This window comes from Apolloniradiicaulis salifontis (genome assembly GCF_053756655.1).
Window position 1 is genome coordinate 449,509 of record NZ_CM132387.1, and the last position, 25,562, is coordinate 475,070.

Sequence of the window (25,562 nt, forward strand, 5' to 3'; positions counted from 1 at the left end):
TATGTACAATATTTCATGTGTGATGTGTGATGTGTGGCCTCAGCCCACAGGTGAGCATGACCGCTCGGATGCGGCTCCGCTCTGGGCGACGCATGGCTGACGATGATTAGAGGTGAGGCGATGGCGGCCGTCGATCAGGCGGGCGCTAGCCGATCAGATCGGCATCGTCGCCGCCGGTGTCTTCGTCGCGGCGGCGCCGAGCCGGATCAATCGCCGTGCCCATGGCGAGCCCTGCGCCGACGCGGGTCTCGTCGGGTCGGTGGTCGCGGGCCCATTTGCCCATCATCGCCCTGTAGATCGCCACCGGCAGAAAGAAGGCGAGCGCCAGGAGGACTGCGATCAGCACATAGCCGCCCACGCCTTGGGGGCGCAGATTGACGATCACCACAAGCGCCACGCCAAGAAACGTCACGGCAAGGATGAAGGCGAGGATGCGGGCAAGGATACGGGTCATCTGAACAGCTTAACGCAATACCTGGCCCGGCGGGTCCCTTTTATGAAGCGATCAGGCGAAAGCGTCGCGTCGCAGGCGCGCTCTAGCCGGCCGCCTTTTCGTCCGCGCCATAGGTGAGCGCCAGGAAGACGTCTTCCAGATCAGCCTCCTCGGTCCTCAGGTCGGCGATCTTTGCGCCGGAGGCGTGGTAGGTCTCGATCATCCGGGCCACCGAGGCTTCGCCGAAGCGATAGGTGACAGCCAGGGCGCCGTCCTCACGGATCACCGCGTTCTGGGCCTCGAAACCCGCTGGAACGGCGCTGAGCGGTTCGGCGGGCACGATCACCAGCGTCTTCTTGTCCAGGCGCTTAAGGAGCGTCTCCTTGGGCTCGCACGCGACGACCTCGCCATGATTGACGATGGCGATCTGGTCGCACAGCTCCTGGGCCTCTTCCAGATAGTGGGTGGTGAGAACAATGGTCACGCCCTGACGATTGAGCCTGAGCACGTACTCCCACATCTGGCGGCGCAGCTCGATATCAACGCCTGCGGTGGGCTCGTCGAGGACCAGAACCGGCGGATTATGAACCAGCGCCTTGGCCACCAGCAGGCGGCGCTTCATGCCGCCGGACAGCTGGCGCACATAGGCGTCGCGCTTGTCGGACAGGCCCACCGCCTCAAGGATTTCGTCGGTGCGCCGTTCCGATCGGGGCACGCCGTAAAAGCCGGCCATCTGCTCCAGCGTTTCATGGGGCGTGAAGAACACGTCCATGTTCAGCTCCTGGGGCACCACGCCGATGCCGGCGCGGGCTTCGCGGGGCTTCTTGTCGATGTCCACGCCCCAGATCTCGGCGGTTCCCGCGGTCTTGGTCACAAGCCCGGCGAAGATGTTGATGAAGGTGGATTTGCCTGCGCCATTGGGGCCTAGCAGCCCGAAGATCGAGCCGGTGGGCACGGCGAGGTCGACGCCCTTGAGCGCCTGTTTGGCTGGGCTTGTCTTGCGCGCCGGATAGGTCTTCTGAAGCCGGCGGGCTTCAAGCGCGTATTTCGGCGTGCGGCGGTCTGTCATGGCGGTGTGGGCCTTAGTGTGATGAGCCGTGGGGCGGCGCGCGATTGACGTTGCCGTCCGGCGCGCCTAGAGACGAGCCGGACCCTATAGGCGACGCGCGCAGGCGTCCACGCCCCGTGCGCGCGAACCATCCGGAGCCCGTCCATGAGCCGCACCGATCCTGAAAACGAAGCCCGCGCCGCCGCAGCCGGCGACACCGGTTTTCCGCCCCCCGAAGTCGTCGTCACCGAGCGCCCGCGCGTCATGTGCGACGGCGGCGGCGGTGCGCTGGGCCATCCGCGCACCTATTACGACATGGGCGAGCAGGGCTTTGTCGAATGCGGCTATTGCGATCGCCGCTTCGTGCTGAAGGGCTCCAGGCAAGATCCCGGCGCCTGAGGCGCCGGCTCACATTTCCTCATTTATAAGGCTCGCCCTCGCGCGCCGCCTGTCAGGCGGCGCTGTCACGGGTAGGGCCTATCGCAATTCACGCGCGGTTCAGCCGGTTTTGCCCTAGAGTTCGCTCCATACCTTGCAAAAGGAGGGGCCTATGAAGTTCATCGGGGACATCTTCAAACCGATTCTGACCATCCTGGTGACGGTGCTGGCCAGTGCGTTCATCGTGTCTGTCGCCTGGCCGGGCGGAGACGCGTTCATCCAGCAGCATCTGCCGGTCTGGGAGCGCCTTGATCCGGTCATCGCGCAGGTGCGCGAGTGGCTCGGCATTCATCAGCCCGAGGATGATCCGTGGTGGCGGTTCTGGACTTAGGCCGCGCCGTCCTTGTGGAAGGCGGGAAACAGGCGGTCGAAGGCGCCGCCGGCGCCGGCGAGCGCTGACACCGGCCCGGCCTCTGCGACCCGGCCGCGTTCCAGCAAGACACCGGTGCGGGCCCGCTCCAACAGGCTCGCCCGGTGGGTGACGATGAGCACCGAGCGCCGTGTGTCCTCGTCCAGCCAGGCGTCCAGCGCGTCGAGAAACTCCCGCTCGGTGTCTTCGTCCAGGCCCTCGGTGGGTTCGTCCAGCAGAAGCACCGGCGCGCCTTTCAGGAAGGCGCGCGCAAGCGCGATGCGCCGGGCCTGGCCGCCGGAAACCAGCCCGCCCTGCTCGCCGATCCATGTTTCGAGCCCCTCGGGCATGGCGCGCACGAAATCGGCGGCGCGCGCTCGCTCCAACGCCGCCCAGATCCGGTCCTCGCCGGCGCCCGGATCGGCGAGGCGCAGATTCTCGCGCACGGTGGTCGACAGGAGCTCGGCGCGTTGATCCACCAGGGCGAACCTTGCCCGCACATCGCTGGCGCTCAGGGTGGAGATCGGCGCGCCGCCCAGCGTGATCTCGCCGGTCTCGGCCTGATAAAAGCGCATCAAGAGCTTGATCAGGCTGGACTTGCCCGAGCCAGACGCGCCCACCAGCGCCAGCCGGCCGCCCTCGGGTAGGTCGAGCGAGACGCGGTTCAGCGCCGCTTCCGGCGCGCCGGGATAGGTGAAGCAGACATCGGTGAGGGTCACGCCGCTGCCGATGGGACTCTCGGCCGGGTTCGCCGGTTCGGTGATCGCGGGCGTGATTTCGGATAACTCGCGCAGGCGCCGGGCCGCGCTCAAGGTGCGCCCATACTGCTCAGCGGCGGTGACCAGCGGGGCGGCGGCCTCGAACAACGCGAAGGCGATGAAGCCCGCCAGCGCCGCCAGCGCCGGGGGCGCGCCGGAAATGGTCGCCGAGCCGAATCCGATCACGAAGGTCGCCGGCGCCGCCAGCGATAACAGCGCTGCGTTCAGAAGCGACAGGCGCGCCAGGCTGCGCTGGGCGCCGATCCATCCCCGGCTCGCCTGGTCCAGGCGCTCGATCACGCGGGCATCCCCGCCATAGGCTTTCAGCTCGGCCAGGCCGCCGGCGAGATCGCCGGCCTCGGCGCGCGCCATAGCCGACTCCTGCACCGCGATTCGGCCATCCGCCGCGCCGCGTCTTGCAGCGACCAGCGGCAGGACGATGCTGGCCAGGATGAAGGTCGCCAGCACCGGCAAGAGGGCGGCGGGAGCGAACACCGCCAGGATGATGGCTGCGGCCAGCGCGCCGCAGGCGGCGGCGAACATGGGCGTGACCACGCGCAGATAAAGATTGTCCAGCGCGTCCACATCCTGGGTGACGCGGCTTAAAACGTCGCCGCTGCGCATCTGGGACAATCGGCCCGGCGCCAGGGGCGCGGCCTGATCGAACACCCACAGGCGCAAGCGGGAGAGAACCCGGAACGTGGCTTCGTGGGTGGCCATGCGCTCGGCGTAGCGGCCCACCGTGCGGGTCACCGCAAAGGCGCGCACACCGCCGGAGGCGGACAGGGCGTTGAAGCCGCGCCCCGCCGCGACGAGCCCGGCGGCCGCACTGGCGGTGATGAACCAGCCCGAAAGAGACAGGAGCCCGATCCCGGACAGAAGCGTAAGCGCAGCCAGCGCCGCGCCCAGTCGAAGCCACCAGCGGTCGGGATGGGCCAGGGCCAGGAAGAAGCGAAGATCGCTCACGGATGTTGCTCCATCTCCACCACCGCGTCGCAGATGCGGCGCACGGCCGGGCTGTGGGTGGCGATGATCACGGTGCGGCCCTTTGCGGCGTGTTTCAGCGCGTCCAGAAAGCGGCCCTCGGCCTCGCCGTCCAGATGGGCGGTGGGCTCGTCCAGCAGCAGAAGCTTCATGTCCACCGCCAGAGCGCGCGCCAGGGCGACGCGCTGGGCCTGACCGCCCGACACGCCGTGGCCGCGCTCGCCCAGCGCCGTGTCGAGGCCGTCGGGCAGGCTGGCGGCGAAATCCATCACGCCCGCGGCTTCGGCGGCGGCCTGGACGGTCTCGGCGGGAATCGTATCGTCGAACAGGGTGATGTTGTCTTTCAGCGAGCCATGGAAGGTGCGGCTGCGCTGGGCGATCCAGGCGGCCTGTCCGATCAGCGGCGCGGTGAGGGCCTGCCCGTCGATCTCGATGGTCCCGTCGGTGAGCGGGGCGTAGCCCATCAACAATTTGAGCGCGGTGGACTTGCCCGCGCCCGAGGCGCCCCAGAGCGCGGTGATCTGGCCGGCTTCAGCTGCGAAATCGAGCCCTTCAAGACCGCGCCGTCCGTCGGCGTAGACAGCGCCGGCGTCGATGAAGCGCACATGGGGCGCCGCGCTCAGCGGTTTGGCGGCGGGGCCTTCGCGCGCCTCCCCCTCGAAGAAAGGCGCAAGAGCTTCGGCGCCGGCTTCGGCGTCGGCCTGATCGTGATAGGCCGCCGACATTCGCCGAAGGGGCACGTAGTATTCCGGCGCGAGGATCAGCAGGAACAAACCGGTGCGGATATCCAGCGTCTCGCCGGGATCGAACGGCAGCGCCCCCAGCAGCGAAAATCCCACATAGATCGCCGTGCCCGCCACCGCGAGGGCGGAGAAAAGCTCAAGGACCGCCGAGGATAGAAAAGCCAGCGCCAAAACCTTCATGGTGCCTTTACGAAAATCCTCGCTGGCGTGGGCCAAGCCGTCGCGTTCGCGGCCCGCGGCGTTAAAGGCGTTCAGGGTCTCCAGCGCCTGGAGCCGGTCGTTGAACCGGCCCGCCAGCCGGCGCAGCGTCGCCAGCTGGTTGCGGCTGGCGGCGGCTGCGCCCGCGCCCACAAGGGCGGTGAAGAAGATCAGCGCCGGCGCGCTCACCAGAAAGATGGTGCCCACCACCCAGGACTGGGAATAGGCCGCCGCCAGCATGATCAACGGCGCAACCAGCACCACCGGCATGAGCGGGCGGTAGCGCGCAAAATAACCGTCGAGCTTCTCCACCGCGTCGATCAATGCGCTTGCGGTTTCGCCGCTGTCGGAGCGCTCTGACAGGGCGGGTCCGCGCCGCGCCAGGCGCTCGGCGGCGGTGCGGCGCACATGGCCGCGCACCAGGGCCCCTGCCTCAAAGCCCAGCCGCGTCTCGCCGGCCTGCGCGGCGGCGCGAAGGCCCGCGCCAATGAGGGCGAGCACCAGGTGCGGCCAGGGCGTCTCGCTGTTTACCAGCGCGCCTACGGCGCCGGCCGCGCCCCAGGCGAAGGCGATGAAAAAGACCGCTTGCAGGACCCCGAGCGCGCTGGCGCCGCGCTCTGCACGCACGCCCGCTTTCCCCCAGTCTTTCAGAAGGCTGGCGAGGCGGGCCTTGGCGGCTTTGGACGCGTCTTTCGCGGTGGGATTGGAGGTGGCGGGCGTCGTCATTGCGTCCGCATACACGGTTTACCCCCGTCTTGTCTGCGGCGCCTCGTCTCATCGCGCAGCTTTCCGGCAGCAGCGGCGGGACGGCTTTGACCTGGTGTCGCAGACAAACACCCCGGAGCGACGCGCCGGGGTGTAAGTTCATTAACGGCGGGCGCGACGTCTAGATCAGCGGCGGTGCGGGCGCTTCATCAAAGCTGACGGTGCGCATCTGCTTGCCGCCCCAGTCCCTGATGAGCTGGGCTTTTTCCGCCTCGCTGATCTCGATATTGCTGGCGTGCAGCACCCAGTCGCCTCCATCCTTGCGCAGCGGCACCTGGATGGTTTTCCAGTGGCTGGGGGCGTCCGATCCGGCGCCAGGCCAGGTCCAGACCACTTCGGCGAAAGCGACTTCGCCGGAAAACGCGCCGGTCTCGATCAGGCCATTGAGGATGCCGTTGGCCTCACCGCCCAGATCAATGTTCAGGACGTCGCCCACCTGCAGTCCCTTTAAAGGCGGCTGCGCGGTGAGGGCGCGGCTGGCGGCCTCGACCAACACATGGCCGTTGCGCGCGCTGATCAGCGACACGAAATACGGCGAGTAGGTCACCAGGGCGCGCACATGATCATAAAGCGGCCGGTGCGCCGGTTCGGTGAGCAGGCGGCTCAGGCGTGCCGCCAGTTCGGCGGAGGGTGTGGCGGCGCCGTTCTCAAGGCGCGAGACATAGGCCTGGCTGACCCCGAGGAGGTGGGCGGCCGATTCCTGCTTCAGTCCGCTGCGTTGGCGGAAAGCTTTAAGCTCTTCACCCCATTCCATGTTTCGTTCACTCTGACTGCTGGGGCCGCACACCATCAGCACTTGGGTTTTGGGGGCAACTGAAAATGTCACTTCAAAATTTGCCCAAGCGAACCAAAACCGGTGAATCGGCTGCAAGAAGCGCTGCACCTGGTCGAAACGCAGACCGAGCAGCGGGCGTTCCTTGACCCTGCAAGCCCGGTCCGTAGTGTCGCCGGAAACCGTCGAACAAGGCGTGAGATGAGGGAGGAATACGCAAATGGGGCTGTTTCGGGCGATCAAGCGCGAAGTGTTTTACACCACCGAGCTTGCAAGGCTTCTGGGCAAGCTGAAACAGATCACGCCGGATTCGGCTGATCTGACCCCTGACCTTCTGGAGCGCAGCGTCGACGCCTACAAAAAGCGTACGGCCTTCCTCACCGAAGAAAACGAGGCGGTCAGTTACAAGGCGTTCGACGACCATGCGAATCGAATCGCCAACTGGGCGGTCGATCAGGGAATCGAGCCCGGCGACACGGTGGTGCTCTACATGGGCAATCGCTGGGAGTATGTGGCCACCTGGTTCGGCCTGTCGAAGGTGGGTGTGCTCGCCGCCCTGGTGAACAATCAGATCACCGGCCAGTCGCTGGCCCACACAGTAAATATCGCCGAAGCGCGCCACGCCATCGTCGAGGGCGAGCTGGCCGCCGACTATTCCAGTGCGCTGGGCCAGATCAAGGACGGCGTCCAGGTCTGGATCACCGATGGCGTCCAGGCCGATATTCCAGACGTGCGCGATTTCGACGCCGCGCTGATGGAAGCCTCGGCCAAGCGTCCTGGGCGTGGGAAACGTGAGCATCTGCGCGCCAAGGACGCGTGCATGAAGATGTACACCTCCGGCACCACGGGCCTGCCCAAGGCGGCGATCGTCGCTCATACACGCGCGCTCTACTATCTGCAGGTGTTCGGCGTCGCCGCCCACGCCGACAAGACCGACAAGATGATGATGGTGCTGCCGCTCTACCACGCCACCGGCGGGCTGTGCGGGGTCGGCGCCGCGCTGTCGTTCGGCGGCACGCTCATCGTGCGCCGGCGGTTTTCGGCATCGCGCTTCTGGGCGGACTCGGTGGAGACCGGGGCGACCATGTTCATGTATGTGGGCGAATTGTGCCGCTTTTTGGTGGCCGCCGACCCCGATCCGAACGAGAAGAAGCACAAGATCCGCGCCGCCATCGGCAACGGGCTGCGCCCCGATGTCTGGCCGCGATTCGCCGAGCGGTCCGGCATTGAAAAGATCATCGAGTTCTACGGCGCCACCGAGGGCAATGTCGGCCTGATCAATCTGGATTCAAAGCCCGGCGCCATCGGCCGCGTGCCGCCGCACCTGGCCAAGCGCTTCAACATCAAGCTGGTGGCCTTCGACACCGAGAAGGAAGAAGTGCTGCGCGACGACAAGGGCCGCTGTATCGAGTGCAAGCCCGGCGAGGTCGGCGAAGCCATCGGCGAGATCCGCACCGATGACGCGCGCTATCGCTTCGACGGTTATCAGGATGAAGAGGCGACCAAGAAGAAGATCCTTACTGGCGTGTTCGCAGACGGCGACGTGTATTTTCGCACCGGCGACCTGATGAAGCGCGACGCCCAGGGGTATTTCTACTTCGTCGACCGGATCGGCGACACCTTCCGCTGGAAGTCGGAGAACGTCTCCACCAACGAGGTGGCCGAGGCGCTGGGCGTCTTCGACGGCGTCATCCAGGCCAATATCTACGGCGTGGAGGTCGGCGATTATTCGGGCAAGGCCGGCATGGCCGCCCTGATCGTGGACGAGGCGGTGCTGGACCTTAAGGCCTTGCGCGCCCACGTGCACCGCGAGTTGCCGCATTTTGCGCGCCCGCTTTTTCTGCGCCTGCACACCGATGCGCCCAGCGAGCACACCACCGGCACCTTCAAGCTGAAGAAGACCGATCTTGTGAAGGAAGGCTGGGATCCCGAGAAGGTGAGCGAGCCGCTCTATCTCGATGATCCGGACGCCGGCGCCTATGTGGAGCTGACGCCGGAGCTGCGTGCGCAAATCCTGTCCGGCGAGAAGCGGGTTTGAGCCGGCCGCCCGATCCTGAATCCGTCCTCGAGTTCTGGTTCGAGCGAGCGGGACCGAAACGATGGTTCAGCGTTGATCCGGTTTTCGACGCCGAGATGCGCCGCCGCTTCGGCCCGGCGTGTCACGCGCTGCGGCGGCTCTCCACGGTGGCGGGCCATCCCTGGCTGGTGGAGCCGGACAGCGCTCTGGCGCTGCTCATCCTCACCGATCAGGCGCCGCGCAATGTCTGGCGCGGCTCCAACGCCGCTTTCAGTCTCGATCCGCTGGCGCGCCAGGCGGCCGCCGAAATGCTCGCGGGCGGCTTTGACTGGGCGCTTGCCGAGGACCGGCGCGCCTTCGTCTACATGCCGCTGATGCACAGCGAGGATCTCGAGGATCAGGCCCTATGCGTCGCGCTGTGCGAGGAGCGTCTGGGCGCCGACAGCGGCACCGCCGGCCATGCGCGCGCCCATCGCGAGCTGATCATACGGTTTGGACGCTTTCCCCACCGCAATGAGGCGCTTGGCCGGGCGAGCACCGCGGCGGAGATCGAGTTTCTGAGCGGCGGCGGCTATGCGCCCGGCGCGAAACGCCCGGCAAAATCGTCCTGACGGCAGTACGCGCCGCCTGCATTTGATATCAAGTCATTGATATCAAATGGTTTGCTCTTGGTCCGGAGCTTGCTCTGAGCAGGTTCTATTTCTGTCTGAGAGGACCTGACATGCCCGCCGCCCGCGCCTCGCGCATCACGCCTGACGATATTCGCCTCATCGCCTTCACGCTTGTGGACCGTCACGGCGCCAAAGCGCTGGGCTATGCCGACCAGGCGGTGTGGGAGATGGACGAGAAGGGCGAGCGCGATAGCGCGGACGCCTGGCGGGCTCTGCGCAGCGAGATCGAGGACGCGCTCAGCGGCCGGATCGAGCGGGGCGTCGGGGTCAGCGTGCATTAGGCGCGCCGGTCGCATTGACAAACGTCGCCCCAGCGGCCAAATCCGCCCCCTCCTGTAATGATCCGAGGTCGCCCTTTCGATGACCTACATCGTCACCGACGCCTGCATACGCTGCAAGTTCACCGACTGCGTGGAAGTGTGTCCCGTGGACTGCTTCTATGAGGGCGAGAACATGCTCGTCATTCATCCCGACGAGTGCATCGATTGCGGCGTGTGCGAGCCGGAATGCCCGGTGGAGGCCATCAAGCCGGACACCGAGGACGACAAGGACGGCAAGTGGCTGGCGCTGAACTCGGAATACGCTTCCAAATGGCCCAATATCACGGTTAAGAAGGATGCGCCCGCCGACGCGGAGCAGTTCGAGACCGAGACCGGAAAGCTGGAGAAATATTTCTCTCCGCAGCCGGGCTAGGGACCTCGGCGCCGCTGGAATTGCAGCATTCACAGGATGTTAAGCTTTTCTTAAGGCCGCTCCGGGCCCGGACAGTCTTCGCCCACGCAGCAAATTGCTTTTTGGCAAATTTTGTGATAGCTTACTGTCTTCGGTTATGCGTTGACCGTAAAGCTCAGGACGCAGGAACACCTTGATCTGACCCACTGACAAAGCATCCGCTTCGCCGACTTCGAATGGATCGGTGCGGGTGCTTTGCGTGTCTGGATCCATGTGGGCTCGTGCGTTTGATCTGTGCGGCGCGCATCGGACAGGCTCGCCCGGGCGTCGCGCCCGCGGTCGATAACAAGAGAGCATCCATGACCAAGAAAACCGCCAACGATAACAAGTCATTCAAAAAAGGCGATCACATCGTCTATCCCGCTCACGGTGTGGGCCGGGTGACCGGTGTGGAGAAAGAGACCGTCGCGGGCTTCGATATCGAGGTCTATGTCGTCTCCTTCGAGCAGGACAAGATGACGCTGCGCGTCCCGACCGCCAAGGCGGAATCGGCCGGCATGCGTCCGTTGGCGAGCGACAAGATTCTCAAGGACGCCCTGAACACGCTGAAGGGCAAGCCCAAGGTCAAGCGCACCATGTGGTCGCGCCGCGCCCAGGAGTACGAAGCCAAGATCAATTCCGGCGACCTGATCTCCATCGCGGAGGTCGTGCGCGATCTGCACCGCCAGGAAGATCAGCCCGAGCCGTCCTACTCGGAGCGCCAGCTGTATGAATCCGCGCTGGACCGCATGGTGCGCGAAGTCGCCGCGGTGGAGAAGCTCGACCGCGACAAGGCGCTCGAGATGCTGACCACAACGCTGACGAAGAAAGCGGCTTAACCCGCACGCGCTTCGTCACTGTCTGATCAGCCCCGTCCGGCCGTGCCGGGCGGGGCTTTTTCATGGCGGCGTTCTGACCGTGGGATGAACAAAATGCGGCGACGGTGTGAACCGGATCGGACGCCGGTGCGTAAACACTCCCAAAACAGCGCAGACATCCAAAGAGAGTCGCTCATGGCCGTACGCACCGCGCCCGCCCGCACCGCCGACCCCGATCGCCGCTTCATGAAGCGGGCGATGGACGCCCCCTTGCTGGAGCGTGACCATGAGCTGGAACTCGCCACCGCGTGGCGCGAAAAGGGCGATGAAAAGGCTCTCCACGAGCTGACCACCGCCTATATGCGCCTCGTGGTCGCAGTGGCGGCGAAGTTTCGCCATTACGGCCTGCCGTTTCCCGATCTTGTCAGCGAAGGCAATATCGGCCTGATGCAGGCCGCCGCGCGTTTCGAGCCGGAACGCGGCGTGCGGTTCTCCACCTACGCCAGCTGGTGGATCCGCTCGGCGATCCAGGACTATGTGCTGCGCAACTGGTCCATCGTGCGCACCGGCACGACGGCGGCGCAGAAATCGCTCTTCTTCAATCTTCGGCGCCTGCGCGCCCTCATCAAAGATGTGGGATCAGGCGCGTTAAGCCCTGAGAACCGCGCCTATGTGGCGTCGGCTCTGCGTGTGGGCGAAGATGATGTGGAGCAGATGGCCTCGCGCCTCGCGGCTGTCGACCGCTCGCTCAACGCGCCCTTCACCGAGGACGGCGACGGCGAATGGCAGGATCTGCTTGCTGACGAGAACCCGGACCCAGAAAGCGTGGTGATGGGCGAGCGCGACACGTCCAAGCGCACCGAATGGCTGGGTGACGCGATGCAGGCGCTCACCGACCGCGAGCAACTGATCATTCGTGAGCGCCGCCTGCGCGAGGACTCGGTGACGCTGGAGAAGCTCGGCGAACACCTTGGCATCTCCAAGGAGCGCGTCCGCCAGATTGAGCATCAGGCGCTGGGCAAGCTGAAAAAGGCCCTCACCGAGGCCGTCGGCGACCCTGAAGAGTCCGGGCTGATCCCGAAACTCTAGGCGTTCACCGCAGCGTGCGGGCCTGCGGCGCGTCGACGATCTCCAGTTGGGCCGGATGGGTGAGACTCACCGCCGGCCCGTTGGTTTCGTAGAGCCAGCCGCGCACCCGGATCTGCGCGCCTTCCAGCGCCATGAGATCGATACCGGCTTCTGAGAACACCTCGCGGGAACGCCGATCCGCCGTGGCGGTGAAATCGCTGCGCCAGTCCAGGCCGAAATTGACGAAGACGCGCCGGTCGCGCGCTTCGCCGGTGTCCACGACCCGGCCCTCCACGATCACCGGCCCGTCCAGGCGCTGGGACAGTGCGTTGGGATCCGGCCCCAGAACCGAAAACGCGCCGCTGCTCCACGCGCCGGAGTTTTCCGCGCGCGCTGCGGCCTCGGCGGTGTAAAGGGCGGTGAAATCCAGACTTTCACCGGCGCGCGGCCACACCATGAGATGGCCGCCCCGCACCAGAGCCTCGGCGAGATCACCGTCCAGGGTCTCCGCCGTGGCGATGAGCCGGTCATAACGATCACGCTCCGGCTCGGCGACGGCTGTCAGGCCCACCGAGGCCCCACCGGCCTCAAGCCGTGCCGTGAGCGCCTGCCGCGCCGCGTCCATGGCCGCCGGATAAAGCTCGCCATTGGGCGCGCTGACGCCGGCGAGCACCACGCTTTCGCGCCCGCCGTCGGCGGTTTCAATCTCAAAGGCGTGGCCCGACCAGACCTGCTCGGCCCGAGCCTCGATTTGCGGCTCGGCGGCGCGCGGCGAGCAGGCGCAGGCCAGAGCCAGCGCGGCGATCACCAGCGGCTTCAAGCGCGCCAGGCCATGGCTGTCTGTATCGAGCTGTCCGGCCAAAGCGTCCTGTCCTGCCTCACATCGTGGCGCGAACACGCCCGGATTGCAGATCAGGGTGTGTCCGCGCTATCTTAACGGCGTCTCCTGCAACCGCCAGACTCGCCTTTTGAACCCCCGCGGCGGCGTCCGGCGGTCAGGGGGTTGCGTTCGGGTCAGTCACGTCATCGCGGGCAGGGTGTTGTCTCGGCCGGGAGCAAGCAGAGACCGGCGCGATCAACGCAAGCGGCGTCTACGGGTGTCGTAGACGACGCGAAAGCCCACATGGCTGGCCGAGAAATCCCATTCCTGGGGCTGGCGGGCGGCAGGGCGAAAGCGGGCGCAATAGTTTGGCGCGCACAGAAAGGATCCGCCACGGATCGTGCCGGTGGCCTGCGACGCGTCGAACGGGCTCGACGTCCACTCCCAGACATTGCCGGCCATATCGTAGAGCCCGTAGCCGTTTGGCTCGTAACAGCCCACCGGCGCCAGGCCCTGATATCCGTCATCGCCGGTATCGATCACCGGGAAGGGTCCCTGCCAGGTGTTCGCCCGCCAGGTCCCGTCGGGGCGAAAGTCATCGCCCCAGACAAACTCCGCGCCCTCAAGGCCGCCCCGCGCCGCGATTTCCCACTCGGCTTCCAGCGGCAGCCGCCCGCCGGCCCAGCCGGCGTAGGCGGCGGCGTCCTCATAGGCCACATGAACCACCGGCAGGGGGCCGAGCCCGTCAATATCGCTGCCCGGCCCGTGGGGCGCTTTCCAGGACGCGCCGGGAACAAAACTCCACCAGAAGCCGCCACGCGCCGGATCGACGCCGAACACCGCCGAGCCCGGCACGAGCAGGCTTGGATCGATGCCGGGGTGATCGGCCGGGGCGGGCGTGCGTTCAGCCACGGTTACATAGCCCGTCTCCGCCACGAAGCGGGCGAACTGGGCGTTGGTGACCTCAGCGGCGTCCATGGTGAAGCCCGGCGTCTCCACCGTGCGCGGCGGGCCTTCCTCGCGATTGCGCGGATTGGCGCCGATTCCATAGGCGCCCGCGCTGATCTGTACGGCGTCCGGCGCCGGCGCCAGGCACGCGGCGATTTCCGCGCCGCCCACGCTGCGTCCGGTGTCGCTTCTGGCGGCGTCCTCTGCGCTGCATCCGGCAAGCATGGCGGCCGCCAGAAGCGCCGGGCTGAGTCTCCCCATCAGACAATTCGATTTCAAAGCGGTCTCCAGCCGGCTGCAGCGACGGTGTTGGCGAGGTTTGTCAGGACCGGCCTCGCCGCCGGGCGATTGTATCCGCGCCGCACGCACGCCGCCACAGGGCGTACGGCGTCGACGCGGTGGGCCGTCTAGAGCAGCAGGTCTGCGGCGAAGAAGGCGAAGAACGCCCCCACCGCCAGTAGGATCGAGGCGAACCACAGCACCGCCCCGCCAAAGGTCCGCATCCGGGCGCAGGCTTTCGCCTTTTCCGGATCGGCCGGGCAGGGGGCGTTGCGGGTGGCCCAGCGGGCGTACCAGGCGCCGGCCAGCATCAGCCCGGCCAGGGTGAACACCCAGCTCTTGTGGGCGGAGAGGAACACGAGGCCCGGTACCGTGCTGGCGAGTCCCGCCATCACCGCTCCGGCCCCGATGGTGACCAGCAGCGCCGGCAGGGCGCAGCAGATCAGCGTCGAGGCGCTGGCGAAGAGGGCCAGGGCCGGCGCGGCGGTTTCGCGGATTGCGAGACGCATCTACGCCCCCGTGCCGCGGCGGATCGAGGCGAGCTGATAGCCCGACCGCGTCACCAGATCGGTGATCGTGGCGTCGTCCATGGCCAGACCCTCGCGGATCACCAGCTGCAGCGTCTTGGTGTCGAGGTCCACATGAACCGCGCCGATCTCGTCGCGGCGCCCGAAGGTGCGGGTCATGGCGGTGGCGCAGAAATCACAGACCATGCCGTTGACCTCGGCGACCACCAGAGAGCCGCCTGCGGCCAGCGCCGCCTCGATGTCTTCGTGCAGGGTCGGCTGCAGGGTTTCGCCCTGGTGGGCGTGATCGTCCCCCTGATCTTGGCCGTGTTGCTGGCCATGGGAATCGCCGTGGCCGTCATGGCCGGCGGGCTGGGCGTGGACTGCGCTGAACCCGGCGAAGGCGAGGGCCGGGGCGAGGGCGGAGGCGGTGAAAAGCATACGGATCATGATGGGCTCTCCTTTAAGAGCTAGAAGCGGTAGGTGAAGCTGGCGTAGGGCTCGTTGACGGCGGGCGTGTAGCCGAGCTCGAGCAGGAACGAGCCTTTGAAAAAGCGCACGAGCGGGGTCACCGTGACCGGCTCGTCACGCTCGGGGCGCTGGTCGATTTCAAGCATCAGCCAGGTGTGCAGATCGCCGAAATCACCCACATAGGGCGCGACGCCCACACGGGCGGCCTGCATGGCGTCGACCCCGGAACCGAAATCGGCGGCGCGCGCCTCGTAGGAGACGAACCAGCGCCGGGTTTCCCAGTCGGCCATGACGCCCACAAGGCCGGCGGCTTCGGCGTCCATTCGATTGGCGTCGATGCCTTCCGCGATCCCGGCGCCGGCGAAGGCGTAGAGATTGGCCTGGCTGTCAGGCGCGAACCAGCGCTTGACCAGGTGGGTCGCCTGAACGCCGGTGAACAGGACGTCGCTATCGCGCATCCATTCAGCCTTCAGGCCCACCGACCATTCATGGTGGGGGGTGTAGTGGGTGAGCAGCGACGTGCTTTCGCGGTCGCTTTCGCCGATCACCGTCCAGCCGCCCTCATATGAGACCGGACGGGCGTCGGCCGCCGCGACGCCCAGAAGGGCGCATGACGCGGCCAGCGCGAATGTGCGCATGGGAAGTCCTTCGCTTCGAGAAATTTACGCGGGCGATGTCAGGCGCGCGCGGATCTCGGAGGCGGAGGCTCGAAGGTGAAAGGCGGTTGCGGGGCGGTGACCGGCGCGAACACCCGCACGAGCGCGGGCCGCTCCATAGCGAGCTGGCCTGACGTGTCCGCGAAGATCACGCTGAGAAGTGCGCAGTCGCCGCACGCGGCGCCGCCGTCACAGCAGGCCTGATCCTGGGAGATAAGGGTCGGCTCATGATCGGCGCAGGGCTCACCCGATTGCATGGGGGCGCTCGAATGACCCGCGTGCGCTGATTGCGCCATGGCCGGCTCGTCATCAGTCATGGCGAAGGGCGCGGCCGCATGGGCGGACGGGCAGACACCTATCCCGGCCTCGACGAGGACCAGGACGGCCAGGATGGAAAGCAACCAGTTCACGATTTAAGACATACCCGATCTCATCGTTGCTCGCCAGCACCGCATCGTCCTGTGTCCGGGCGGGGACGGGTCTGGTGTGCGGCCAGGCGCTTCACCCATCCGTCACGCAGGCTTCGCGGCTTCGTCACGCTTGAAGAGTATCCCCGGGCTGATAACAGCCAAAGGGGGCTCTCATGTCATTCAAAGATTTTCTGCTCGTCGGCGCCGCCGCAGTCGCCGTGATCGCCAGCGCGCCGCTCGCCGCCGCCCAGGAGCCCGAAGACGACGACACGATCGCCACCGCCGACACCATCGTGGTGCTGGGCCAGGCCATCCGCTTCCGCAACCGCTCCGACGAGACCGAGCCGGTCCTTGAGTATGACAGTGAGTATTTCCAGCGCTTTGAACCGCTGACCGCCGGCGACGCCCTGCGCCGCGTGCCGTCGGTGACCTTCCTCTCCGATGTGCTGGAAAGCGACGGCCCGCGCTTCCGCGGCCTGTCTCCGTCCTACACCCAGATCCTCATCGACGGCGAGCGCGTGCCCGGCGGGGAAAGCGACCGCTCCTTCTTCATGGACCGCATCCCGGCCGAACTCATCGAGCGCGTCGAGATCGTGCGCTCCTCCTCGGCGCGCCGTACCGGCGACGCGGTGGCGGGCGCCCTGAACATCGTGCTGCGCGACGGCTATGACCTGGACGGCGGCTATGTGCGCGCCGGCGCCCTGCGCTTCGACGACGGTGAAGTGAAGCCGTCGCTGGGCGCGGTGTACGGCGGCGAGCTGGGCGCGGGCCGGATCCTGCTCGGCGCGAACCTGCAGGGCCGTTATAACCCGAAGGAGAAATTCTCCCTGCGCTACGGCGACAGCCCGGAGAACGATCCGAACTACGCCACGACCGAGTTCGACAATCGCGAAGACCAGACCGATACGCGCGACGGCACCGACTATTCGTTCAACGGCCGCTACACGGTGGATCTGGCCAACGGCGCCGAGTTCGAAATCGGCGGCTATCTGACCTATACCGACCGCGAGGAAGCCGAGCGCTCCTTCGAGTATGACGACCCCACCGCGATCAGTGGACCGGTTCCGGGCGGCGCCCTGCTGACCGACAACCAGCAGCTCCAGCAGATCGAGCAGATCAACTACACGATCGACACCGAGTACGAGACGCCGGCCTTCGGCGGCGAGCTGGATGTGCGCCTCGGCTTCTCGATCTTTGACGGCGAAAACACCAATAATGAGGACGAGATCGATTTCGAGGACGGCGAGATCGGTCAGGAGCGCGAACTGACCAGCGTCGAGGACCAGGAACTGACCTTCGAGATCAGCCAGACCTGGGAACTCCGTTCGGGCGTCGAGTTCGAGATGGGCCTGTACGCCCAGAACAAGCAGCGCGACACGGAAATCCTCGCCGGCGATCAGGACGTCGCCTTCGCCGGAGGCTGGAACCAGTTCTCCCAATCGCCGTTCGATCTTCGCACCTCCACCCCGGACGTGGACAGCTTTGACGGTTCGATCTCCACCATCGAAGAACAGCGCCTTGATGCGTATTTCGTGTTCAACGGCGAGGACGGCCCGCTCTCCTGGGAGGCCGGCCTGCGATATGAGAACACCTATGCCGACATCACCGACTCGGTGACGCCGCAGACGGTGGAGAACAATTTCTCCTTCCTGCTGCCCAGCGCGCACCTGCGCTACGAGCTGACCGACGTGGACCGGGTCTACGCCTCGGTCGCTCGCACCGTGCGCCGGCCGAGCTTCACCAACCTCAATCCGGCCCTTCTGGAAGAGGAGATCGAAGACGACGATTTCCTGGGCAATCCGAACCTCAACCCGGAACGCGCCTGGGGCCTCGATCTGGGTTATGAGCGTCGCCTTGGAACCACCGGCGTGTTCGGCGTCAACGTTTTCTACCGGGCCGTGGAGGAGCTGATCGAGCTGGCCAATACCGGAATTGAGGGCTCTGAAGGCCCTGGAACCTTCGTGTATCAGCCGCAGAACGTGGGCGACGGCGACGTCTACGGGATCGAGTTCGATCTCTCCACCTCGTTGGCGACGATCGGACTGGAGAACACCGGCGTGTTCGCCAACTATTCCTGGCTGGACTCCGAGGTCACCGATTTCCTCGGCGACCGCCGCTTCAACAGCCAATCGGATTATGTGTTTAACGTGGGCTTCATCCAGTCCCTGCCGCAATTTGACGCCGCCTTCGGCGTCACCTACCGCGAACAGGGCGATGCGTTCGAGCGCGTGGTGGCCGAAGAGGTCTTCACGAGCTACGGCGCCGATCTGGAGATCTTCGTGGAGAAGAGCTTCAACGACCGCCTGACCGTGCGCCTTGTGGGCCAGAACCTGCTGGACGCCTCCAAGGACGAGGTGTTCAACAAGTTCGACAATCAGGCCGATCAAATCGCCCGCGATTTCGACGAGTACGAGCTCGAGACCGAATCCGCCGGTCCGGTGTTCCAGCTTGTGGTCCGCGCCGCCTTCTAAGGCCGCTCCGGTCCGTTTACATTGCCTGGCGGGCGGCGCGCCTTGGTGCGCCGCCCGCCCTTTATCCGGCCTGTCAAAAGGACGTTCCGCCCATGTCGCCGATCCGCTTTGCTCCCGCCCTTCTGCTTTTCGCCGCCGCCTGCGACGAGCCGGCTCCGCCGCCGGGCTTTCCGCCGGTGAGCGTGCCCGCCAGCGTGGAGACCGAGGCGGTGGCCGGCGCCGGCGATGCTGCGGACGATCCGGCGCTGTGGCGCGCGGACGACGCGGCGAACTCGCTGATCCTTGGCACGGACAAGAAAAGCGGGCTCTATGTCTACCGCCTCGACGGCTCGATCGCGCAGTACCTGCAGGCCGGCAACATGAATAATGTGGACATTCGCACCGGCTTCGACGCCGGCGGGCGCACGGTGGACATCGCCGTGGCCAGCGACCGAACCAATATCGCTCTGTCGGTGTTCTTCATCGATCCAGACGCCGGCGAGGTGGCGCCGGCGCCTGGCGGCGTGCTGCCGCTGTATTTCGACGATCCCTACGGCCTCTGCCTCTATCAGGCGAGCGACGCGCTTTACGCCTTCGTCACCGAGGACGACACCGGCCGGCTCTCCCAGCAGCGCCTGACCTTCGAGGACGGCGCCATGCGCGCCGAAGAGGTGCGCGCCTTTACGCTCGGGACCATCACCGAGGGCTGCGATGTCGATGACGAAACCGGAACGCTCTACATCGCCGAGGAGAATGTCGGGGTCTGGACCTATGACGCCTCGCCCGATGGCGGCGATTCGCGCGAAATGTTCGCTCCGGTGGACGGCGAGGCGCTGGTCGCCGACGCCGAGGGCGTGGCGATCTGGCGCGATGGAGAGCACGGCGACAAATTGGTGGTCTCCAGCCAGGGCGACAGCGCCTATGCGGTCTACGCCCTCGACACCGGCGCGCTGATCGGCCGGTTCGAGATCAATGGCGGCGATATCGACCGCACCACCGAAACCGACGGGATCGCGGTGCACGCGCAGGCTCTGCCGGGCTTCCCCGACGGAATTTTCATCGCTCAGGACGATGAAGAGGACACTGGCGGCCAGAACTTCAAGATTGCAGACCTCGGCGCCATTCGCACCGCCCTTGAAAGCTGGGAACGTCCCGCGGACTAGGCGGAACGCGGTCGCGGCCGGGCTGACGAATCTCCAGAACCCCCGGGCGCTTCAGCGCCCGCAAGGGCGACCGCCCGCCGGCCCTTCCGGGCCGAACGCGAGCAAGGCGAGCCAAAGCAATCCGGGCGCTTCAGCGCCCGCAAGGGCGACCGCCCGCCGGCCCTTCCGGGCCGAACGCGAGCAAGGCGAGCCAAAGCAATCCGGGCGCTTCAGCGCCCGCAAGGGCGACCGCCCGCCGGCCCTTCCGGGCCGAACGCGAGCAAGGCGAGCGCTCAGAAAAAATGGTGTCCCCGACTGGATTCGAACCAGTGGCCCCGGGATTAGGAATCCCGTGCTCTATCCATCTGAGCTACGGGGACACACCGTTTTGCTCATACCAGCATGGCGCGCCGAGGCACAGCCCCAGCCTGCGGTCGATGCGAATAATCATCTTCGAATGGCGGCCGGGCTGGCGCCGGGGGGCAAGGCCGTTTAGCGTCTGGGTGACGGCATTCAGTCTACAGGGCGAATTCATGACCGACGCGCCGACGCAAACACGCATCCTTCTTGTCGAGGACGACGATCAGGACGCGTTTCTCTTTGAGAAGATGCTGCGGGAGGAGGCCGGCGCCACGGATATTGTTCGCGCCGTTGAAGGCCGAGGCGCTTATGATGCGGTCAAGGACGAGGCGTCTGCGCCCGATTGCATCGTGCTGGATCTGCGTCTCTCGGGAGAGGATGGTCTCTGGCTCCTGGACCGGCTTCTGGATAATGAAGAGCTGGCGCGAATCCCCGTGATCGTGTTTTCCGGCGACACGACTCGGATACAGCGCGCGTGCTCTGAATTTCCCAATGTGGTCTCGTCGGTTCGCAAGCCGGAGACGCTGGAGCAATACCGCACCGCACTGACCATCGTCGCCGCCACGCTGCAGGCGGCGCTGGGCGAGCGCTGAACGGCGCTTGCGCCTCGGGCCTCGCCCGCTAGGCTCGCCTCCAAACAGTTTTACAGAATGCAAACACTGTATGAAAACGCTCTGATAGCGGGAGGCGGATATGGATTTTTCCGGCAAGACGGCGATCGTCACAGGCGGCGCCAGCGGCATTGGCAAGGCGGTGGCGCAGGCGCTCCACGCCGCCGGCGCGAAGGTTGCTGTCGCCGACATGAATGCGGACGGCGCGGCGAGTGTGGGCGCGGCCTGCGGCGGGTTCGGTGAGCGTGTCGACGTCACCGATGAACACGCCCTCACGCGCTTCATCAACAAGATCGAACGCACGCTGGGCCCGGTGGACGTGTACATCTCCAACGCCGGGATCGGCGTCAGCGACGGGCCGGGCTGGGGCGCGGGCGACGCGCCCAACGCCGCCTGGCAGGCGTGCTGGGACGTCAATGTCATGGCCAGCGTCTATGCGGCGCGCCATCTGGCCAAATCCATGGCGACGCGCGGCGGGATCTTCGTGGTCACCGCTTCGGCCGCCGGCCTTCTCGCCCAGATCGGTGACGCGCCCTATTCGGCCACCAAGGCGGCTGCGGTGTCGTTTGCTGAAAATCTCGCCATCGCCCATGGCGACGCGGGTCTGCAGGTCCATTGCCTGTGTCCGGAAGGGGTGAAGACGCCCCTGGTGGAAGGCATCGAGGGCGGTGCGCAAGGGCTCTCCGGCTATATCGAAGCCAGCGTGGTGGCCGAAAAGCTTCTCGCCGCCATGGACGAGCGGCGCTTTCTGGTGACCACCCATGAAAACACGGCGCAATACGCCGCCATGAAGGGTTCTGAACGCGACAAATGGGTGGGCGGCATGCGCAAACTGCGCCGCATGCTGGTGGAGGCCAATGGCGGGCGCCCGCTTTAGGCGCTGCTGTGCGTTAGGTAGGTCATGACACAGACCCCCACCGCCAAGGCGCGCGGCTATGATGCGATCAAGGTCGGCGAGCACGCCGAGCTCACCCGCACGGTGACCGCGAACGACCTCGTCTTCTATTCTCACGCCAGCGGCGATCTCAATCCGCTCCACCTGCCTGAGCTGGACGGCGACGGCGACGGCGTGGCCGAGGCCTACGCCCCCACCGCCTACATGGCCGGCCTGCTCTCGGCGCTGGTGGGAAACACCCTGCCGGGGCCGGGCTCGCGGGCGACCGACTTCAAGGGCAAGGCCGGCGCGCCCCTGAAGATGGGCGAAACGGCGCGCGCGCGCATCGAGGTCGTCGCCAAGTCAGACGGCCTTCTGACCTTGAAGGGACGTGTGGAGGGACCCGGCGGCGTGGCGCTCAGCGCAGAGATCACCGTGGCCCCGCCCGAGCACCCCCGCAGCTTTGACGCCTATGAATTGCCGGATCTCCTGGTCCGTCGCCACCCCCATTTTGATCGCCTTCTCAAAGCGTGCGACGGCATAGATCCGGCGCGCACCGCCGTGGTTCAGCCCCATAGCGAGGATGCGCTGGACGGCGCGCTGAAAGCGGCCGCGCGCGGGCTCATCACCCCGGTCCTTGTTGGCAAACGCGCAGAGATCGAGGCGGCAGCCAAGGCGCTGGATGCGGACCTCTCCGGCTTCGAAATCGTTGAGGCCGAGGACGCCGAAGCCGCCGCCGCCAAGGCCTGTCGCATGGTGGCCGACGGCGAAGCGGACAGCGTCATGAAAGGTCATCTGCATACCGACACGCTGCTGCGCGCCGTACTGAGCCGCAGCCATGGCCTGCGCGGCGACCGGCGTATTTCCCACGCCTTCATTCTGGATGTTCCGGGCCGGGACGGCCTGCTGTTCGTCACCGACGCGGCGGTGAATATCACGCCGGATCTCTCGGCCAAGGCCGATATTGTTCAGAACACCATAGATCTCGCCTGCGCGCTGGGGCTCAAACTACCGAGGGCGGCAATCCTTTCGGCGGTTGAGACGGTGAACCCGGCTCTGCCGTCCACCCTGGACGCAGCGGCCCTGTCGAAAATGGCTGATCGCGGCCAGATCGTGCACGGGCTGGTGGACGGACCGCTGGCCATGGACAATGCGGTGGACCGCGAGGCGGCTCAGATCAAGAAGCTCACCGGCCCGGTGGCCGGGCGCGCCGATATTCTGGTGGCGCCGAACCTGGAGGCCGGCAACATGCTGGCCAAGGAGTTGACCTTTCTGGCGCGGGCCGAGACCGCGGGGATCGTGCTGGGGGCGCGTGCGCCGGTGATCCTCACCAGCCGGGCCGACAGCGCGTTTTCAAGGCTTGTCTCCTGCGCCGTGGCCGCGCTGCACGCCTGCTGGCTGAAGAACGGTGAGCCGGCGCCCGGCCTGTCGCACGACGAGGATTGAGGAAGCCGCCATGGCGCTGCTCACCCTGAACGCCGGCTCCAGCTCGCTGAAATTTGCGGTCTTTGATGACGCGGGCCGCACGCGCCGCCTCTCCGGCGAGATCGAGGGTGTGGGCGTGGATGGCGCGCAGGCCGAGCTGACCCTCAAGGACGGCGAGAGCGAGCGCAGGATGCCGGTGGAGGCGGGCGATCACGCCGCCGCGCTCCTCGCGGCGTTCGACGCGGTGGAGGACGAGCGAATAGCCGCGGTGGGCCATCGCATCGTCCATGGCGGCGCCGAGTTTGACCGGCCGGTTGTGGTGGATATGCCGACTGAACGCCGGATCGAGGCGCTGTCGCCCCTGGCGCCCCTGCATCAGCCTCATAATCTGGCGGCCCTGCGCGCGGCGCGCAAAGCCTGGCCGGACGCGGTTCAAGTCGCCTGCTTCGACACGGCCTTTCACCGCAGCCACCCCTTCACCGCCGACGCCTTCGCCCTGCCGCTCCGCTATTACGAGGCGGGCGTGCGCCGCTATGGGTTTCACGGTCTGTCCTATGAGTACCTCACGCAGCGCCTGACCGGGCTGGAGGGCGGCGCGCCGCAAAGGGCGGTGCTCGCCCATCTGGGTTCGGGCGCCTCGCTGTGCGCGGTGAAGGACGGCGTGAGCTGCGACACCAGCATGGGATTTTCAGCGCTGGACGGACTTCCCATGGCGACGCGCTGCGGCCAGATCGATCCCGGCGTCTTGCTGTATCTCATGGCCGAAGAGGGCCTGGATGCGAAAGCTCTCACCCGGCTTCTCTACAAGGAGAGCGGACTTAAAGGCCTCAGCGGGACCAGCGGCGACATGCGCGAGGTGGAGACCGGCGACACGGCGGCGACGCGCGACGCCTACGCCTATTTCATCGCGCGCTGCCGGCGCGAGATCGTGGCCCTGTGCGCGCCGCTGGAAGGGCTGGACGCGCTGGTCTTCTCCGCCGGGATCGGCGAGCGTTCGCCGGGCGTGCGCGCCGCGATCTGCCAGGGGCTGGGCTGGCTCGGCGTGAAACTGGACGCCGACGCCAACGTGCGCGCCGGGGGCGAGCCTGCGCTGATCAGCGCGCCGGACTCCGCCGTTCGGGTCTGGATGATCCCCACCGATGAAGAACAGGTGATCGCGCGCGCTGCGGCGGCTGAGCTGTAGGCCTGCGCTGCGCGCACCGCAGACAGGTCAGCCGAAGGCCTCCGTCGCCATTTCGCGCCGGGTGCGGGGCGGATGGCGCCGCGCCAGATCGCTGAGCGGCTCGGCCTTCCCGATGAGATGGCCTTGCAACAAGTCGAAGCCGGCGTCGGCGAGCAACAGGGCCTGCCAGCGGTGTTCGACAAACTCGGCCACGAGCTGCGCGTTCACGCCTTTGGCGAAGCCGGCCAAGTGCTGGAATCTCTGGCGCTCCCATTCGCCGGGATTGGTCCTGGGCATAAGCGCGCCGTCGATCTTCACCCGGTCCACGGGTAGTTTTAGCAGATATTCGAGACCTGCAGACCCGGACCCGAAATCGTCGAGCGCGATCGTGTGCCCGAGCTTGCGCAAGCCCTCGGTCACGGCCCGGGCGCGCTCGAAATCCTTGATGGCGTGGGTCTCGGTGATCTCGAAGCAGAGCCGGGACGGGCCGATGCGGGCGGTGTCCAGCAGCGTCTTCAGGCGCGCGCCGAAGCCGTCGGTGACAATCGAGGCGCCCGACAGGTTGACGCTGAGATCCGGGCGGTCGGGACAGACTTTCAGGAAATCGAGGGCCGCCTTGGTCATGGCCAGGTCGAGGTCCTCGGTGAGACCCGCCTTCTCCGCCACCATGAGGCCCGGCACGAAAGAACGGCCGCCCGGAAGCCGGATCAGCATCTCGTAGTCGACCGTGTCGAGAGTTTTCGCATCGGCGATCGGTTGCACATGCGGCTCGAACAGTTTTTTGCGGACCGTCAGCGTCACCGCGTCGGTCCGCGCCTGGGCGATGCGATGCGCCTTCTCCACCGCGGCGGCGAGCAGATCGTACTGAGGCGGCACGCCCGTTTCGTCAAACCGTGTGGCCGCTTCCATGAAGATTTCCAGCGCGTCCTCCACGGAGCCTTCGCCCGTGGGCATTCGGCGCGTGCGGGCTGACACCCGCTCAAGGCCTCCGGCTTTTGCGATCTCGTCGATCTCGGCTTCGAGTTGGTCTAGGGCGTCGTCGTCGGCGGGCACGAGACCGATCAGGTCGCCGGATCCGGGGATCCGGCCCGCAGCGTTGTCCTTGGCGTGAAGCTTTGCGATTTCGGTCAGGCTGGTGAAGAATTGATCCGCCTCACGGTCGCCCAGCGTTGACCGGATATCCGCTCCGCCGTCCAGCCAGACCAAGGCCAGATCAAGGGAGCGGCCGCCCAGGAGCGCATCATCGAGAACCTCGCGCGCCGACATAGGAAAGGCGCACTGGCCAACGAGGGCTTCATCCTTCACCAGTCGCAGCGTCCATTGCAGGCTCCCGGCGCCCTTCATGCGCCAGAGCGACAGGTCGATCGGCCGGTCTTCGCACCACACCCGCACCGGACCTGCGCGGCCCTCTTCGGGTGCGGTTTCGATGAAGGTCCGGATCACGCGCTGGGACACCGTGGCGAAACATGTTTCCAGCCTCAGGTTCTCCCGGCCGCTTGCGAGCGTCTTGAACGTGCTCGTCGCTCCAGCGCTGAAGGACACGCGGCCGTCCAGATCGGTCTCAATAAGGATGTCGGCGGCGGAAAACGCGAACGCGACAAACCGTTTAAGCGCTGCGTCGGGCATTTCGGATCCGGGAGCCACCAAAGGGCGTGCACTTTGTCCGTGTATGGGT

26 protein-coding genes and 1 tRNA gene are annotated in these 25,562 nt (G+C 66.4%); 14 read left to right on the top strand and 13 right to left on the bottom strand.

Annotation, left to right across the window (positions count from 1 at the left end; genetic code table 11):
• Window positions 1-145: 145 nt before the first annotated feature.
• Together ACWCOP_RS02090 and ACWCOP_RS02095 are read right to left on the bottom strand one after the other, a co-directional pair.
• Complete coding sequence (locus ACWCOP_RS02090) at window positions 146-454, bottom strand: hypothetical protein (protein ID WP_478249566.1); 309 nt, start codon at window positions 452-454, stop codon at window positions 146-148.
• Window positions 455-536: 82 nt separating this feature from the next.
• Window positions 537-1,502, bottom strand: coding sequence for an ABC transporter ATP-binding protein (locus ACWCOP_RS02095; protein WP_478249567.1), 966 nt, complete (start codon window positions 1,500-1,502; stop codon window positions 537-539).
• A gap of 144 nt (window positions 1,503-1,646) precedes the next feature.
• On the opposite strand from ACWCOP_RS02095, the gene ACWCOP_RS02100 reads away from it, so the two are divergent.
• Both ACWCOP_RS02100 and ACWCOP_RS02105 read left to right on the top strand, forming a co-directional pair.
• Window positions 1,647-1,880, top strand: coding sequence for a zinc-finger domain-containing protein (locus ACWCOP_RS02100; protein WP_478249568.1), 234 nt, complete (start codon window positions 1,647-1,649; stop codon window positions 1,878-1,880).
• Window positions 1,881-2,031: 151 nt separating this feature from the next.
• On the top strand, window positions 2,032-2,250 hold the full coding sequence (locus ACWCOP_RS02105; protein WP_478249569.1) for a hypothetical protein: 219 nt from the start codon (window positions 2,032-2,034) through the stop codon (window positions 2,248-2,250).
• On the opposite strand, the gene cydC is transcribed toward ACWCOP_RS02105, so the two are convergent.
• The 3 genes from cydC to ACWCOP_RS02120 form a co-directional block, all read right to left on the bottom strand.
• Complete coding sequence (gene cydC, locus ACWCOP_RS02110) at window positions 2,247-3,992, bottom strand: thiol reductant ABC exporter subunit CydC (RefSeq protein WP_478249570.1); 1,746 nt, start codon at window positions 3,990-3,992, stop codon at window positions 2,247-2,249. The genes ACWCOP_RS02105 and cydC overlap by 4 nt on opposite strands.
• Window positions 3,989-5,677, bottom strand: coding sequence for a thiol reductant ABC exporter subunit CydD (gene cydD / locus ACWCOP_RS02115; protein ID WP_478249571.1), 1,689 nt, complete (start codon window positions 5,675-5,677; stop codon window positions 3,989-3,991). Before cydD ends, cydC begins: the two co-directional genes overlap by 4 nt.
• A 160-nt stretch (window positions 5,678-5,837) precedes the next feature.
• The gene (locus ACWCOP_RS02120; RefSeq protein ID WP_478249572.1) at window positions 5,838-6,470 is read right to left on the bottom strand and encodes a helix-turn-helix transcriptional regulator; all 633 of its coding nucleotides are present in this window, start codon (window positions 6,468-6,470) and stop codon (window positions 5,838-5,840) included.
• Between the two features lie 238 nt (window positions 6,471-6,708).
• Between ACWCOP_RS02120 and ACWCOP_RS02125 the strand changes: the two genes are divergently transcribed.
• From ACWCOP_RS02125 to ACWCOP_RS02150, 6 genes are all read left to right on the top strand, one after another.
• Window positions 6,709-8,526 (top strand): long-chain-acyl-CoA synthetase, encoded by a 1,818-nt coding sequence (locus tag ACWCOP_RS02125; protein ID WP_478249573.1) that lies wholly within the window; start codon window positions 6,709-6,711, stop codon window positions 8,524-8,526.
• Complete coding sequence (locus ACWCOP_RS02130; RefSeq protein WP_478249574.1) at window positions 8,523-9,116, top strand: DUF924 family protein; 594 nt, start codon at window positions 8,523-8,525, stop codon at window positions 9,114-9,116. The genes ACWCOP_RS02125 and ACWCOP_RS02130 overlap by 4 nt, the downstream gene beginning before the upstream one ends.
• Window positions 9,117-9,226: 110 nt before the next feature.
• Window positions 9,227-9,457 carry a hypothetical protein gene (locus tag ACWCOP_RS02135; protein ID WP_478249575.1) on the top strand — a complete coding sequence of 77 codons (231 nt, stop codon included), beginning with the start codon at window positions 9,227-9,229 and terminating at the stop codon, window positions 9,455-9,457.
• Window positions 9,458-9,536: 79 nt separating this feature from the next.
• Window positions 9,537-9,869 (top strand): ferredoxin FdxA, encoded by a 333-nt coding sequence (fdxA, locus tag ACWCOP_RS02140; RefSeq protein ID WP_478249576.1) that lies wholly within the window; start codon window positions 9,537-9,539, stop codon window positions 9,867-9,869.
• 338 nt (window positions 9,870-10,207) lie between these two features.
• A complete protein-coding gene (locus tag ACWCOP_RS02145) occupies window positions 10,208-10,726 on the top strand; it encodes a CarD family transcriptional regulator (RefSeq protein ID WP_478249577.1) in 519 nt (172 codons plus the stop codon).
• 174 nt (window positions 10,727-10,900) lie between these two features.
• The gene (locus ACWCOP_RS02150) at window positions 10,901-11,794 is read left to right on the top strand and encodes an RNA polymerase factor sigma-32 (protein WP_478249578.1); all 894 of its coding nucleotides are present in this window, start codon (window positions 10,901-10,903) and stop codon (window positions 11,792-11,794) included.
• A gap of 4 nt (window positions 11,795-11,798) precedes the next feature.
• Here ACWCOP_RS02150 and ACWCOP_RS02155 read toward each other — a convergent pair whose 3' ends face one another.
• The 6 genes from ACWCOP_RS02155 to ACWCOP_RS02180 form a co-directional block, all read right to left on the bottom strand.
• Window positions 11,799-12,635, bottom strand: a complete 837-nt coding sequence (locus ACWCOP_RS02155; protein WP_478249579.1) for a thermonuclease family protein — start codon at window positions 12,633-12,635, stop codon at window positions 11,799-11,801.
• Between the two features lie 213 nt (window positions 12,636-12,848).
• A complete protein-coding gene (locus ACWCOP_RS02160; RefSeq protein WP_478249580.1) occupies window positions 12,849-13,802 on the bottom strand; it encodes an SUMF1/EgtB/PvdO family nonheme iron enzyme in 954 nt (317 codons plus the stop codon).
• Between the two features lie 146 nt (window positions 13,803-13,948).
• Window positions 13,949-14,329: a hypothetical protein gene (locus ACWCOP_RS02165; RefSeq protein WP_478249581.1), complete on the bottom strand. Its 381-nt coding sequence runs from the start codon at window positions 14,327-14,329 to the stop codon at window positions 13,949-13,951.
• Window positions 14,330-14,776, bottom strand: coding sequence for a heavy-metal-associated domain-containing protein (locus ACWCOP_RS02170; RefSeq protein ID WP_478249582.1), 447 nt, complete (start codon window positions 14,774-14,776; stop codon window positions 14,330-14,332).
• Between the two features lie 20 nt (window positions 14,777-14,796).
• Window positions 14,797-15,435, bottom strand: a complete 639-nt coding sequence (locus ACWCOP_RS02175; protein ID WP_478249583.1) for a hypothetical protein — start codon at window positions 15,433-15,435, stop codon at window positions 14,797-14,799.
• 38 nt (window positions 15,436-15,473) lie between these two features.
• Window positions 15,474-15,863 carry a hypothetical protein gene (locus ACWCOP_RS02180; RefSeq protein WP_478249584.1) on the bottom strand — a complete coding sequence of 130 codons (390 nt, stop codon included), beginning with the start codon at window positions 15,861-15,863 and terminating at the stop codon, window positions 15,474-15,476.
• A gap of 173 nt (window positions 15,864-16,036) precedes the next feature.
• Between ACWCOP_RS02180 and ACWCOP_RS02185 the strand changes: the two genes are divergently transcribed.
• Both ACWCOP_RS02185 and ACWCOP_RS02190 read left to right on the top strand, forming a co-directional pair.
• Window positions 16,037-18,334, top strand: coding sequence for a TonB-dependent receptor plug domain-containing protein (locus ACWCOP_RS02185; RefSeq protein ID WP_478249585.1), 2,298 nt, complete (start codon window positions 16,037-16,039; stop codon window positions 18,332-18,334).
• Between the two features lie 92 nt (window positions 18,335-18,426).
• Window positions 18,427-19,476, top strand: coding sequence for a phytase (locus tag ACWCOP_RS02190; protein ID WP_478249586.1), 1,050 nt, complete (start codon window positions 18,427-18,429; stop codon window positions 19,474-19,476).
• Window positions 19,477-19,758: 282 nt separating this feature from the next.
• Here the strand turns inward: ACWCOP_RS02190 and ACWCOP_RS02195 are convergent.
• Window positions 19,759-19,835: transfer RNA gene (locus tag ACWCOP_RS02195), tRNA-Arg, on the bottom strand.
• A gap of 153 nt (window positions 19,836-19,988) precedes the next feature.
• On the opposite strand from ACWCOP_RS02195, the gene ACWCOP_RS02200 reads away from it, so the two are divergent.
• The 4 genes from ACWCOP_RS02200 (at window position 19,989) to ACWCOP_RS02215 (ending at window position 23,908) form a co-directional block, all read left to right on the top strand.
• Window positions 19,989-20,408: a response regulator gene (locus ACWCOP_RS02200; protein ID WP_478249587.1), complete on the top strand. Its 420-nt coding sequence runs from the start codon at window positions 19,989-19,991 to the stop codon at window positions 20,406-20,408.
• 100 nt (window positions 20,409-20,508) lie between these two features.
• Entirely contained in the window at window positions 20,509-21,303 is a 795-nt protein-coding gene (locus tag ACWCOP_RS02205) for an SDR family NAD(P)-dependent oxidoreductase (RefSeq protein ID WP_478249588.1), read from the top strand.
• A 24-nt stretch (window positions 21,304-21,327) separates the two neighbouring features.
• Window positions 21,328-22,746 (top strand): bifunctional enoyl-CoA hydratase/phosphate acetyltransferase, encoded by a 1,419-nt coding sequence (locus ACWCOP_RS02210; protein ID WP_478249589.1) that lies wholly within the window; start codon window positions 21,328-21,330, stop codon window positions 22,744-22,746.
• A 10-nt stretch (window positions 22,747-22,756) separates the two neighbouring features.
• Window positions 22,757-23,908, top strand: a complete 1,152-nt coding sequence (locus tag ACWCOP_RS02215; RefSeq protein WP_478249590.1) for an acetate/propionate family kinase — start codon at window positions 22,757-22,759, stop codon at window positions 23,906-23,908.
• 27 nt (window positions 23,909-23,935) lie between these two features.
• On the opposite strand, the gene ACWCOP_RS02220 is transcribed toward ACWCOP_RS02215, so the two are convergent.
• A complete protein-coding gene (locus ACWCOP_RS02220; RefSeq protein WP_478249591.1) occupies window positions 23,936-25,513 on the bottom strand; it encodes an EAL domain-containing protein in 1,578 nt (525 codons plus the stop codon).
• Window positions 25,514-25,562: the final 49 nt, after the last annotated feature.

Excerpts from the sequence above, each read along its gene's own strand:
- ACWCOP_RS02215 (WP_478249590.1), top strand. The coding sequence starts at position 22,757 with ATGGCGCTGCTCACCCTGAACGCCGGCTCCAGCTCGCTGAAATTTGCG.
- cydD (WP_478249571.1), bottom strand. The coding sequence starts at position 5,677 with ATGACGACGCCCGCCACCTCCAATCCCACCGCGAAAGACGCGTCCAAA.
- ACWCOP_RS02125 (WP_478249573.1), top strand. The coding sequence starts at position 6,709 with ATGGGGCTGTTTCGGGCGATCAAGCGCGAAGTGTTTTACACCACCGAG.
- ACWCOP_RS02150 (WP_478249578.1), top strand. The coding sequence starts at position 10,901 with ATGGCCGTACGCACCGCGCCCGCCCGCACCGCCGACCCCGATCGCCGC.
- ACWCOP_RS02170 (WP_478249582.1), bottom strand. The coding sequence starts at position 14,776 with ATGATCCGTATGCTTTTCACCGCCTCCGCCCTCGCCCCGGCCCTCGCC.
- ACWCOP_RS02100 (WP_478249568.1), top strand. The coding sequence starts at position 1,647 with ATGAGCCGCACCGATCCTGAAAACGAAGCCCGCGCCGCCGCAGCCGGC.
- ACWCOP_RS02220 (WP_478249591.1), bottom strand. The coding sequence starts at position 25,513 with ATGCCCGACGCAGCGCTTAAACGGTTTGTCGCGTTCGCGTTTTCCGCC.
- ACWCOP_RS02210 (WP_478249589.1), top strand. The coding sequence starts at position 21,328 with ATGACACAGACCCCCACCGCCAAGGCGCGCGGCTATGATGCGATCAAG.
- ACWCOP_RS02090 (WP_478249566.1), bottom strand. The coding sequence starts at position 454 with ATGACCCGTATCCTTGCCCGCATCCTCGCCTTCATCCTTGCCGTGACG.
- ACWCOP_RS02190 (WP_478249586.1), top strand. The coding sequence starts at position 18,427 with ATGTCGCCGATCCGCTTTGCTCCCGCCCTTCTGCTTTTCGCCGCCGCC.
- ACWCOP_RS02095 (WP_478249567.1), bottom strand. The coding sequence starts at position 1,502 with ATGACAGACCGCCGCACGCCGAAATACGCGCTTGAAGCCCGCCGGCTT.
- ACWCOP_RS02135 (WP_478249575.1), top strand. The coding sequence starts at position 9,227 with ATGCCCGCCGCCCGCGCCTCGCGCATCACGCCTGACGATATTCGCCTC.
- ACWCOP_RS02160 (WP_478249580.1), bottom strand. The coding sequence starts at position 13,802 with ATGGGGAGACTCAGCCCGGCGCTTCTGGCGGCCGCCATGCTTGCCGGA.
- ACWCOP_RS02145 (WP_478249577.1), top strand. The coding sequence starts at position 10,208 with ATGACCAAGAAAACCGCCAACGATAACAAGTCATTCAAAAAAGGCGAT.
- ACWCOP_RS02200 (WP_478249587.1), top strand. The coding sequence starts at position 19,989 with ATGACCGACGCGCCGACGCAAACACGCATCCTTCTTGTCGAGGACGAC.
- ACWCOP_RS02165 (WP_478249581.1), bottom strand. The coding sequence starts at position 14,329 with ATGCGTCTCGCAATCCGCGAAACCGCCGCGCCGGCCCTGGCCCTCTTC.
- ACWCOP_RS02175 (WP_478249583.1), bottom strand. The coding sequence starts at position 15,435 with ATGCGCACATTCGCGCTGGCCGCGTCATGCGCCCTTCTGGGCGTCGCG.
- fdxA (WP_478249576.1), top strand. The coding sequence starts at position 9,537 with ATGACCTACATCGTCACCGACGCCTGCATACGCTGCAAGTTCACCGAC.
- ACWCOP_RS02120 (WP_478249572.1), bottom strand. The coding sequence starts at position 6,470 with ATGGAATGGGGTGAAGAGCTTAAAGCTTTCCGCCAACGCAGCGGACTG.
- ACWCOP_RS02105 (WP_478249569.1), top strand. The coding sequence starts at position 2,032 with ATGAAGTTCATCGGGGACATCTTCAAACCGATTCTGACCATCCTGGTG.
- ACWCOP_RS02205 (WP_478249588.1), top strand. The coding sequence starts at position 20,509 with ATGGATTTTTCCGGCAAGACGGCGATCGTCACAGGCGGCGCCAGCGGC.
- ACWCOP_RS02185 (WP_478249585.1), top strand. The coding sequence starts at position 16,037 with ATGTCATTCAAAGATTTTCTGCTCGTCGGCGCCGCCGCAGTCGCCGTG.